Raw genomic sequence first — 11,088 nt, 5'->3', positions numbered from 1 at the left:
CAACTGGCGACAGTCAACCTCACCCGAGATGAGTTCCATCCCGAATGGAACTATGTGATCCATCCCCGCAACCGCTCAGTTGTTGTTTGACGCTTCCTAAGTCGGGCCCCATAATGATGGACGGGTTGGGACAGTATCTCTTCAGCGCGAAGCTCGCCGCGCCGCAGTATGCAGGCACGGTCTACGACGACGACACCGATGAGCCGATCGCAGGCATACCGATCTACGACTACTACTACGGCATGAGCACGGCGATCGGCGCGGATGCCGCGTGCGCCGCTGACAGTGTCCAAGGCCCGGGGCCCATGGACGAGTGGAAGCTCGTCGGCTACACCGACGCGAACGGCGACTACGCACTTTACGACCTGCCACTCGGCCACCATCATCTGATGTTTGCCGAGAATCCGCCGTGGTTGTACGGGTACTATCCGTACGACACGAGCTGCATGCCCGATCTCTACGCCAATAGCGGAACCTTCTATGACACCATCTGGCTCGAGCCGTGGGATCTCTCCATCTCCGGTACTGTGAAGGACACCGCAGGCAATCCGATCTACGACTGCCAGGTCATCGCCTATCAGGACAACGATGGCTGGTACAACGAGTGGTGGGCGTTCACGGATACGAGTGGCGAGTACTTCTTCGGTGACATGCCGGAGGGGTACGACTGGTTCATGGCGGCCAACGACTATGGAATCCTGTACGACTACACCTATCAGTACTGGGACCACACGGATGCCTGGGACGAAGCGACGCCGCTCTACTACGACGGCGAGCCGTACGGAGACATCGACTTCACGCTTGCGTTGAAGCCTGCCCTCTTCTCGGGTCGCGTGACCGACGTCCGCGGCAAGCCGCTGCGCGACCATCCGGTCATGATCACTTCGTCTGAGAACGCCATGTACAACTACGCATGGACGGACATGGACGGCAACTACACCTTCCGTGGCTACTCCGACGTGCCCACCGACACCCTTGAGGTGCGCTTCGACGACTTCGACGCCAAGCACATCCCCGAGTGGTACAACAACACCACCAACGAGGCCTCGGCCACTCCGCTTGCTGTCTCGATCGCGGCGCCCAAGGCCGGGATCAATGCCGTGCTTGCCGACGCGCCGCCGATCATCGGCGGTGTCGTGACCGACGCGGTCACGGGCGCCCCGCTCAAGAACATCGAGGCATGGCTCTACAAGTGTGAGAACTGGGACGAAGATGGCGAGGCATGGTACGTGTGGGACTACACCTACACGAACGCCAGCGGCGAGTACGGCTTCGCCGGGAGACTGTACGACGATTGGAACCCGTATCGACTCTCCTTCTTCGACCGGACCGGCGTCTATGCCACCGAGTGGTGGAGCAACGAGCCGACGTTCGATGAAGCGGACGACATCTGGCTGGATGGCGAGATGTTGCCGGACTTCGAGTTCTCCGTCGCCCAGATGGACGAGCCGGAGTTCGAGGCGAACGGCACGCTGAACAAGAAGGTCCCACGCATCTCGGACACGACGCGGTTCACGACGGCCGTTCGTCTCGCGAGGGAAGCCTTCGGCGACGGCTGGCAATACTCCAACAACCTCATCATCGCTTCCGGCGACGCCGCCGCAGCCGCCGATCCGCTGGCCGCTGCAGGCCTGACCTGGGCCTACGACGCGCCATTGCTGCTTGTGAGCAAGAACTACGTGCCGGCCGAGGTTCTCAACGCCATCAAGGACATGGGCGAGGAAGTCACCGTGCACGTCGTCGGCGGCAAGACATCGCTGCCCGACGCGACGATCGCGAAGATCACCGCTCTCGCCAACGTAGTCGACACTCCGGACCGAACCGCTACGCCACCGCAGCGGCGATTGCTGCCCGCATGCGCATGGTCGCCGACGACAGGCACATGGTGCAGCCTGACGCCGTGCTCGTCGCCAACGGCGCAGACTGGAACAAGTTCTTCGACGCGCTTGCGATGTCGGCCGTTTCCGCCAACACCGGTGCCCCCGTGCTCTTGGTCTCCGCATCGAAGATCCCGAGCGAGACATGGGCCGCACTCAACGCTGCCAAGCCCGCCGACGTCTATATGGCGGGCGGGACGGCCACGATCTCGAAGTCGGTATTCAACCAGCTCAACGCTACGCCGGCAACGGCACATCGCTGGGCCGGTCCGACGCGCTACGACACTGCCGTTGCTGTTGCGAACGGCGCGAAGGGCCTCGGCTGGCTTGACTTCTCCGAGATCGGTGTTGCGGCTCGTGTGCCGGACGCCATGAGTGGCGGCGCAGCCATGGGCATGAAGGGCGGTCCGCTGCTCCTCACCGAGACCAACAGTCTCCCGAACGCGACCAAGATGTTCTTGCTCTACAACAAGCCGTTTATCGTGCACTGCACGGTGTTTGGTGGACCGATGAGCATCAGCGAGGCTGTTCGCGACCAGATCACGCAGATCATCAAGTAGCCTCGCGCATCACACGTATGCAAGGAGCCCCGTCCGGCGAATCGCCGGGCGGGGCTCTTCTTTCGCGCGAATCTCTTCATCTGCGAGAATGGAGTCGTCATGGAGAAGGAGGCCCGTGTGAGGCGAACATCCTACGGACTCGCAAGCGCCGCGTTGGCGTGCACCTTCCTTCTGGCGGCCGCCCTCGGTCTGTCGGGATGCGTCTCCGCGGCGCGTACGACCGCCAGCTGGCCGATCCCGGACTCCGGCCGTCCTGCCCCGTACTACTTCGGCGCCTCCAGTTGACCCGCGTGCCGCGAGGCCGCGCCTGTCGTAGACAAGCTGAGCACCGAGTACGGGGACCGGGTCGAGTTCTACATGTACCGCGAAGTGAACTCCGAACGGGAAGCCGGCGAGTTCGCTGCGAAAAGGGGCGTTGCAGCGATTCCGACCACCGTGCTCGTTTCGGCCGACGGAACCGAGCAGCAGCGCATCATCGGCTCGGTCCCCGAAAGCGAGTTCCGGACGGCCATCGAAGGCTTGCTGGAGTAGCGCCGTGACCGGGAAGAGCCGCGCGACCGAGGGTCTGCCCATGAACCTGGCCGAGGACCTGCTGAGCGACCTTCGCGTTCACGCGAACCCGGACAACGTCGCAGGCATGGCTCGATACGGCATCAGTACGACCGGCACGCTCGGCGTGTCCATGCCGTATCTGCGCGCGAAGGCGGGCGAGACCAAGAGCCTTCTTGGCAGGAAGGACGAGGGTCTGCGCGAGCGGCATGAGACCGCGCTGGCGCTTTGGGCGTCCGGCCTGCATGAAGCTCGCATCCTGGCTGCTCTCGTGGACGTCCCTGCAATGGTGTCCGAACAGCAGGCGGAAGCCTGGGTCCGCGACCTCGACTCGTGGGACGTCTGCGACCAACTGTGCGGCAACCTGTTCGACAAGACGCCGCTGGCGCGGGAGAAGGTCCGCGAGTGGACCGCGCGAGAGGAGGAGTTCGTCAAGCGCGCGGGCTTCGTGCTCATGACCCAGCTGGCCGTGCACGACAAGAGAGCGCCCGACGAGCTCTTCCTCGACTTCCTTCCGATCATCGAACGGGAGGCGGGCGACGGGCGCAACTTCGTAAAGAAGGCCGTGAACTGGGCGCTGCGACAGATCGGCAAGCGCTCAGTACGGCTGCACGGGCCGGCGCTTGAGGTGGCGGAGCGCCTGGCGTCGTCGGACGATCCGGCGCGCAGATGGGTGGGGCGCGGAGCTGCCAAGGAGCTGCGGTCGAGCGCGGTGCTCGAGCGGCTGGGCCTCGGCGGATAGCTCCAGGGCCGCCGGCGGGCGCCGGACGCCGGACGGCCATGTCTCACCTACGGCTGGGTTCCACCGGTCCTGATGCGCAGCGGAAGCACGATCAGACCGACGGCGCGAAGCGTGGCTTCCTGCTGCTCCTCGGTGGAAACGGTCGCGTCGTTGTCTCCGGGTTGATGGCCGTAGTCACCGAACCCCGCGTGATTGCCGCCCTCGACCGACACGTAGGTGGTGTCTTTGGGCAGGCGAGACATGGCGTCTGTGAAGGCATCGGCATTGAGGATTCCGTCGAAGGTCCCGTACACCGAGACGACCGGCATGTCGCCGTCGCTGAGGTCCGTGCTGCCGGGAGGGTAGGCCGCGAGCAGCGCGAGTCCCGAGATCTGTACAGGGTGCTGTCCGGCGAAGCGGGCCGCCATCGCTCCACCCAGGGAGTGCCCGCCGATCACCCACGACGCAATCTCAGGGTGGGCGTTCATCACTCCCGTCGCGCGATCGGAGCCAAGGACAGCGAGGTTGTAGGGCATGTGCACGACAACGACGAGGTAGCCGCGTTCGGCGATCGTCCGCGCGAGCGGAGCGTACGCCCGGGGATCGACCCGGGCGCCCGGATAGAACACGATGCCGACCCTGGAGTGCTCTCCAACCGGCGAGAACTCGATGAGCTCAGGAGACTCGTCAACAGCGACGATGTCGTCGCTCGCGAGCGCGGAGAGCGCGCGCTCGTCGGGCGGAAGCGGGGTGAGAAGCCACCACGCGCCGACCGCCACGAGCGCGACCAGAAGAAGAGCGATCGCTAGAGCGATGCGCGCGATGAGGCGCCGTCTTCTGCGGAGCATACGGCGGGAGACTCCGTTCTGCGGGCGACGGTACTAGTAGCGGAGAATCGCGGCGGGCAGTGTTGGCCCCACGGCCAGCGTGTGCACGTCTCCCCCGTGCAGCAGCGTCTCTGCTACGGCGACATCGGTCAAGTCCCGGTCGCTCGGAAGGCGCTGCGGATGGATGTCGACGGCACCGCCTGACGGGTCGAACAGGCCCCACACGGGGGTGTCCTCGGCGACGAACAGGACGCGTATCCGACCCTCGTGTGACGCCGGCAGGATCGCGGTCAGGTCGCGGGTTACCGATGTGGTTCCGTCCATCTCCTCCAGTGTCCTCATGTCAGCCTCCAATTCCTTGCGGAAGTGGGGCGCGAGTGCGGCGAGGGCTTGCTGGCGAAGGTGCGCGATGGGCAGCTCGTCGGGATTGCCGGGAAGTGCCGTTGCGACCAGATGCGGGTAGCTGTTGATCGAACGATAGATGGGAAGCAGGTAGTCGACACCGGCGAGCAGCAGCGGAGCGTCGTCGTCGTGGAGGAGTTCGTGCACGCCCTTGTCGACCATGCGCAGGTAGCGTTCGATATTGGTCTTCTCGATGTCAGCCGTGCCGCCATGGCCGTGGAACATCGAGCGCCCGCCGGGGTGTTGTCCTCCCGCAGCCGTCGCGAGCGAGTGGAACTGGACCTGGTTCTCGTAGTCATCGTACTTCAGTGCATCGGCAAGACTTGCCGGCGCTCCCGAGAGACCCACCTCGGTCAGTTCGTCGCGCGCACCCTCGAGCAAGCGGACCTGCTTCTTGCTGAGTGCCAGCACGAAGTAGCGCTCGCCGTCTGCCAGAACGGGCACCATCGGTCGCATCAGGAACCGGTCGCTGACGCACACCTGCTCCGTCAGGCTTGTGTCCGTCGAGAAGACGTGTGCGATGTCCCCTGCCAGGAAGATCGCGAGCCCTTCGGAGGTGGACTTCCAGAAGGCACCGTCGGCGAGCACGTCACGTGCGGGCTGAAGGAGTGCCGTCGCTTCGGGCACACGCATTCCTCCGCCAAGGAGCTCGTTCTCGGCTTTGGCGAGCAGGTTCTTCAGGCGAATCTGGTCCTGCTGGGTTTCTGTGTGGCCGCGGTGCGCGGGCATGAAGATCGAGACGGCGGGCCAGGTCGCATGTCGGGCAAGGATGATCGCGGTTTCGCGGTCGAAGACGTCCATGCTGGTCTCCTTCGTACGCGACTTGAGGCCGATCTCGCGCACTGGCGGGTGTGGATCGCGGTGGCACGAGAGGCCTTTCTTGTACTCATATGTGTTCCCCCGGGGCCGAAGCCCAATCCCCGCCCCGGTTCACCTGCGCGCCGGCAGAGGGCGCGCTATACTGTGTGCTTGCGCGTCGCCTTCGAACGGGTCTCGGACGGCGGTATGTCGTGAACCTGGTCAGGTTCGGAAGGAAGCAGCCATAAGCGGCCTCTGCCGGGCGTCCGGGACCCGCTCGGGGGCGATGTGTGTTCTCGGGCGTGTCATAGCGACGCGGTATACTTCTTCGCAGTTCGCCCCGCGGAAGGTCTCCGATGGCACATCAGTCCCTGTACCGCACATATCGGCCTCAGACGTTCAGCGACGTCGTCGGTCAGTCCCACATCACGCGTACCTTGCGCAACGCCGTGGCCGAGGACGTGGTCGCCCACGCGTACCTGTTCACGGGACCGCGTGGGACCGGCAAGACCACGACAGCGCGAATCCTTGCGAAGGCACTCGAATGCGAGAAGGGCCCCACGCCGGATCCGGACGTGACGTGCCAGCAGTGCGTCGACATCGCCGAAGGTCGCCATCCCGACGTCTACGAGCTCGATGCGGCGTCACGCACCGGCGTCGACAACGTCCGCGAGGAGATCATCGGCAGGCTGGCCTACGCACCTACGCGCGGGCGCTGGAAGATATACATCATCGACGAGGTGCATATGCTCTCGTCGGGTGCCTTCAACGCCCTGCTCAAGTCAATCGAAGAACCGCCGTCGCACACGGTCTTCGTGCTGTGCACCACTCACCCGCACAAGGTCCCCGAGACGATCCAATCTCGCTGTCAGCGCTTCGATTTCCACCGCATCGGTGTCGGCGACATCGCCGATCGTCTGGCCCTAATCGCTGACAAGGAGGGGATATCCGTCGCCGAGGGGGCGCTCGCGCTGGTCGCGAAACATGCGATGGGGGGAATGCGCGATGCGATATCCACGCTAGAGCAGCTTTCGACTTTCACCGGCAAGAACATATCGCTTGCGGATGTCGAGGGACTCCTTGGCGAGGTGGACACCGCACTACTGGTTGAGCTCGCAGACATAGTTGCCGCTCGCGACATCGCAGGGGCCTTTCGCTTCGTCGCTGGACTTGCCGAGACAGGCGCGGACATGACCGAGTTCGTCCGGGAGTTCACTGGTCACGCGCGCGATCTGTTCATCATCGCGGCAGTCGGTGATGCGACCGGAATCGTGGACACCACACCCGACCAGCTGGCGCGGTTCACGGCGCAGTCGAGGGCACTCGGCGAGCAGCGGCTGTCGCGCATACTCGATATCCTCGGCGAGCTGGGTGCCGAAATGCGCTGGGCGTCCGATTCCCGTCTTGCGCTCGAAGTGGCGCTCACCCGGATGGCGAGGCCCCAAGGGGATCTCACGCTCGAGGCGTTGGCAGAACGCATCGAGGCCCTCGAGACTGGTGCACCGGCTACGGCCGCCGCTGTCTCGCCGGCCGCCGTCGCCGCGACTGCGCCGGAGCCTGCGTCCTCCGCTCCCGCGGCAGCCGCCGTAGTCGCACCCACACCGGAGCAGCCCGAGGCTGAAGACGCGATGTCACCGGCGTCAGCCGCCGTGCCGGTCGATGCCGAGGAGCCGGTGATCGTGGAAGCTGTTCTCTCCGGCCCGCTCGACCGCGCGCAGGTGAAACGCGCTTGGCCCGCGGTCTTGGCCGAGATGCGCAAGACGAAGAAGGCGCGTGCGACGTTCTTCGGTGCCACGGAGATCGACGTGGATCCCGACGGGTCGACCGTCGTCGTGGAGTTTCCGGCAGACAACGCGTTCGTCATGAAGCAGGCGGGCGAGGCCGAGACGCGCCAGTTGCTCCGGCGGGCGCTGGCCGCGGTGCTCGGCGTGGCACCTCCGATCCGCTACCAGCTTGGGCGCGGTGCAGTGCGAACCATTCCGGCGGAAAGGGGCGAGGCGCGAGCGCATGTCGTGTCGCCGGCCGACGTCGAGTCACAGGCCGGTTCTCGCTCACCGGGTCAGGATTCGGGGAGCGGGGACATAGACCAGATGATGACCGAGCTCGGTGCGGAAATGGTTGCCGAGCACAGACACGACGATGTGGAGAGGACGGACGAGTGAAGCCGAACTTGCAGAACATGATGAAGCAGGCCCAGAAGATGCAGGCCGATATGGCACGCGTTCAGGAGGAGCTCGCCAACGAGCAGGTGGAGGCTTCGGCCGGCGGCGGCATGGTCAAGGTCGTGATGACCGGCGACATGCGGGTAAGCAGTGTGGCGATCGACCCGGCAGCCGTCGATCCGGATGACATCGCGATGCTTCAGGACATGGTCGCGGCCGCCGTCAACGAGGCGAGCCGCCAGGCCCAGGAACTCGCTTCCAAGCGAATGGGCGCGATCACCGGCGGCCTCGACATCCCGGGACTGATGTAGACGAATGCTGTACGCAGCGCCGATAGCCCGTCTTCTTGAGGAGCTGCAGCGGTTGCCGGGAATCGGCCCGAAGTCGGCCCAGCGGATTGCGTACCACATCCTTCGCTCCGACAATGAGGCCGCAGCACGTTTGGCCGATTCGATTCTCGAGGTCAAGCGCACGATTCACTTCTGCCCGCAGTGCTTCAATTTCGCCGAAGACGAGCTGTGCGGCATTTGCTCCGACTTGAAGCGCGATTCCTCGGCCATCTGTGTGGTCGAGGAGCCACGGGACGTCGTCGCGATCGAGCGCACGGGGGAGTTCCGTGGGCTGTATCACGTGCTTCAGGGGGCGATCTCACCGATTGATGGTATCGGCCCAGAGCAGCTCAGGGTGCGTGAGCTCATCGACCGTGTGGGAGCAGGTGGCGTGGCCGAGGTCGTTGTCGCCACCAACCCCAATGTCGAGGGCGAGACGACGGCGCTGTACGTCGCGCGGCTCCTCAAGCCTCTGGGGGTCAAGGTGACCCGGATTGCATCAGGTCTTCCGGTGGGGGGAGACCTCGAGTACGCGGACGAAGTGACTCTCGGACGTGCAATGGAAGCGCGCCGCGAGATGTAGTCTCGCCGGTATGCCAGAATCTACCTACCGCTCACCGACTGCTCACCACCGTCTGCCGCCGCTTGCAGGTGCCGGAGAGCCGCTCACCGAACGCCTCTGTATCCTAGTGTGACCTGTCCGCCGCTTTGGGGACGCCACGCCGCCGCGTCCCGTGCAGGTGACTCTTGCGGCGAACGAGAAAGGGGAGAGATTCATGCAGCAGCTGACGGAGATCCGTTGGCATGCGCGTGCCGGCCAAGGTGCTGTGACTGCAGCCAAGGTCGTGGCCGAGACCGCCCTGTCCGCGAACCAGTACATGCAAGCCATGCCCGAGTACGGGCCTGAGCGCATGGGCGCGCCGATCAAGGCGTTCACTCGCATCAGCCCGGATCCGATCGACATCCACTGCAACATCGAGCACCCCAACGTCGTGATCGTTCTCGACGACACCCTGCTCGACGTTGTCGATGTCGCCGAGGGCCTTCGGCCCGACGGCGCCATCATCGTCAACACCTGTACGCCTCCCGAGCAGCTCAGGGCTCGACTCGGCGTGGCTGACACGGTCACGGTCGCATGCGTGGATGCGACCGGTATCGCGCTGGACACCATCAAGCGGGACATCCCGAACACGCCCATCGTCGGCGCGTTCGCGAAGGTCACAAACGTCATCGACCTGGAGGTGTTTAAGGGGCTGCTTGCCAAGAACCTGAGCAAGAAGTTCGGCCAGGAGATGATCGACGCCAACTTCGATGCGGTCGATCGGGCCTACAAGGAGGTGTCGGTATCGTGAAGTGGGACATCTCGAACATGGACACGTGGAAGACAGATGACTTCCCGCTTGGCGCCGTCATCCCGGAAGCTGGCAACTCGCGCTACTACCGCACTGGCGGCTGGCGAAGCGAGCGTCCGGTTCGCAACGTTGAGACTTGCACCAACTGCCTGATCTGCTGGATCTGTTGCCCGGACTCCGCAGTGCTCGTCGAGGACGAGCTTCTGACCGAAGAATCGTTCAACCTCAACCACTGCAAGGGTTGCGGCGTATGTGCCAATGAATGCCCTGTCGACGCCATCACCATGGTTCCAGAGGGCTGCGAACTGCCGGAGGTGAAGTAGATGGCCGAGCAAAGGACCGTTGCGACCACCGGCAACAGTGTTGTCGCCGAGGCGTTCCGGCAGTGCGCGCCGGATGTCGTGGCCGCGTATCCGATCACGCCCCAGACGACCATCGTTGAGGAGTTTGCGAAGTTCGTCGCACAGGGCCGCGTGCACACCGAGTACGTGACCACCGAGTCCGAGCACTCCGCGATGAGCGCGTGCATCGGTGCCTCGGCAGCAGGCGCGCGCGTCATGACCGCTACCGCCTCCCAGGGCCTCGCCCTCATGTGGGAGGAGCTCTACATCGCGGCGGGCATGCGGTTGCCGATAGTGCAGGCCAATGCGAACCGAGCGTTGTCCGCCCCCATCAACATCCACTGCGATCACAGCGACGTGATGGGCGCCCGTGACGCGGGCTGGGTCATCCTCTTCGCCGAGACAGCGCAGGAGGCCTACGACAACACGCTCATCGCGCTCAGGGTGGCCGAGGACCCCGAGGTCCTGCTGCCTGCAATGACCTGCCTCGACGGGTTCATAACGACGCACTCTATCGACCGCGTGGATCTGCTCGATGACGAAACGGTGACCGCTTTCGTTGGTGACTACAAGCCCATCAACGCGCTTCTGAACACCGACAACCCGGTGTCCCATGGCAACTTCTCGGGCCTCGGCGGTCCGTACTTCGAGTTCAAGAAGGCACAGAGACTCGCTATCGACCGCTCCAAGGCCGTGGTCGAGCGTGTCGGAGCCGAGTTCGCCTCCATCGCCGGACGGCCCTTCGGTCTCATCGAGACCGACATGATGGAAGACGCGGACGTTGCCGTTCTCGTCATCGGCTCCTCGGCGGGGAACACCCGTCACGTGGCCAAGGACCTGCGCGCACAGGGCATCAAGGCCGGCGTCGTGAAGGTGCGCTGCTTCCGCCCGTTCCCGTATGTGGAGATTGCGCAGGCGCTCCAGGGCGTCAAGGCTGTTGCGGTCCTCGACCGCTCCGAGTCCTTCGGTGCCGAAGGTGGACCCCTGTACCTCGAGACCAGGAGCGCGCTTTACGATCTCGAGTCTCGAATCCCCGTCGTGGACTACATCTACGGTCTCGGCGGCGCCGATGTGAAGCTCGAACTCATCCAACAGGTCTATGCCGACCTGGCCGACATTGCCTCCGGTGCGATGGCCCCTAGCGGCCTCACGTACCTGGGTGCTCGATAG

Annotated in this window: 11 protein-coding genes, 1 other RNA gene and 2 pseudogenes; 12 read left to right on the top strand and 2 right to left on the bottom strand. The window is 64.5% G+C overall.

The window, feature by feature from the left end; genetic code table 11:
- Nucleotides 1–1,439 precede the first annotated feature (1,439 nt).
- From Q8K99_13955 to Q8K99_13935, 5 genes and pseudogenes are all read left to right on the top strand, one after another.
- Nucleotides 1,440–1,757: pseudogene (locus Q8K99_13955) on the top strand (cell wall-binding repeat-containing protein).
- A 305-nt stretch (nt 1,758–2,062) separates the two neighbouring features.
- Nucleotides 2,063–2,437, top strand: coding sequence for a cell wall-binding repeat-containing protein (locus Q8K99_13950; GenBank protein MDP2183654.1), 375 nt, complete (start codon nt 2,063–2,065; stop codon nt 2,435–2,437).
- A 117-nt stretch (nt 2,438–2,554) separates the two neighbouring features.
- A complete protein-coding gene (locus Q8K99_13945; protein MDP2183653.1) occupies nt 2,555–2,722 on the top strand; it encodes a hypothetical protein in 168 nt (55 codons plus the stop codon).
- Nucleotides 2,723–2,737: 15 nt separating this feature from the next.
- A pseudogene (locus Q8K99_13940) lies at nt 2,738–2,968 on the top strand (thioredoxin family protein).
- Nucleotides 2,969–3,008: 40 nt separating this feature from the next.
- On the top strand, nt 3,009–3,728 hold the full coding sequence (locus tag Q8K99_13935) for a DNA alkylation repair protein (GenBank protein ID MDP2183652.1): 720 nt from the start codon (nt 3,009–3,011) through the stop codon (nt 3,726–3,728).
- Between the two features lie 47 nt (nt 3,729–3,775).
- Here the strand turns inward: Q8K99_13935 and Q8K99_13930 are convergent, their stop codons facing one another.
- Nucleotides 3,776–4,555 (bottom strand): alpha/beta hydrolase, encoded by a 780-nt coding sequence (locus tag Q8K99_13930; GenBank protein MDP2183651.1) that lies wholly within the window; start codon nt 4,553–4,555, stop codon nt 3,776–3,778.
- Nucleotides 4,556–4,588: 33 nt separating this feature from the next.
- Nucleotides 4,589–5,737, bottom strand: coding sequence for a hypothetical protein (locus tag Q8K99_13925; GenBank protein MDP2183650.1), 1,149 nt, complete (start codon nt 5,735–5,737; stop codon nt 4,589–4,591).
- Nucleotides 5,738–5,920: 183 nt separating this feature from the next.
- Here Q8K99_13925 and ffs point away from each other — a divergent pair.
- The 7 genes from ffs (at nt 5,921) to porA (ending at nt 11,088) form a co-directional block, all read left to right on the top strand.
- An RNA gene (ffs, locus tag Q8K99_13920) (signal recognition particle sRNA small type) lies at nt 5,921–6,016 on the top strand.
- A 74-nt stretch (nt 6,017–6,090) separates the two neighbouring features.
- Entirely contained in the window at nt 6,091–7,896 is a 1,806-nt protein-coding gene (dnaX, locus tag Q8K99_13915; protein MDP2183649.1) for a DNA polymerase III subunit gamma/tau, read from the top strand.
- Nucleotides 7,893–8,207 (top strand): YbaB/EbfC family nucleoid-associated protein, encoded by a 315-nt coding sequence (locus tag Q8K99_13910; protein MDP2183648.1) that lies wholly within the window; start codon nt 7,893–7,895, stop codon nt 8,205–8,207. The genes dnaX and Q8K99_13910 overlap by 4 nt, the downstream gene beginning before the upstream one ends.
- A gap of 4 nt (nt 8,208–8,211) precedes the next feature.
- On the top strand, nt 8,212–8,808 hold the full coding sequence (gene recR / locus Q8K99_13905; protein MDP2183647.1) for a recombination mediator RecR: 597 nt from the start codon (nt 8,212–8,214) through the stop codon (nt 8,806–8,808).
- A gap of 193 nt (nt 8,809–9,001) precedes the next feature.
- On the top strand, nt 9,002–9,577 hold the full coding sequence (locus tag Q8K99_13900; GenBank protein ID MDP2183646.1) for a 2-oxoacid:acceptor oxidoreductase family protein: 576 nt from the start codon (nt 9,002–9,004) through the stop codon (nt 9,575–9,577).
- Nucleotides 9,574–9,900, top strand: coding sequence for a 4Fe-4S binding protein (locus Q8K99_13895; protein MDP2183645.1), 327 nt, complete (start codon nt 9,574–9,576; stop codon nt 9,898–9,900). The genes Q8K99_13900 and Q8K99_13895 overlap by 4 nt, the downstream gene beginning before the upstream one ends.
- Complete coding sequence (gene porA, locus Q8K99_13890) at nt 9,901–11,088, top strand: pyruvate ferredoxin oxidoreductase (protein MDP2183644.1); 1,188 nt, start codon at nt 9,901–9,903, stop codon at nt 11,086–11,088.

The organism is Actinomycetota bacterium (assembly GCA_030682655.1).
In the GTDB taxonomy this organism is placed as follows: Bacteria; Actinomycetota; Coriobacteriia; order Anaerosomatales; family JAUXNU01; genus JAUXNU01.
The sequence above is the reverse complement of the archived record's forward strand: the minus strand, read 5'-3'. Positions and strand labels throughout refer to the sequence as shown.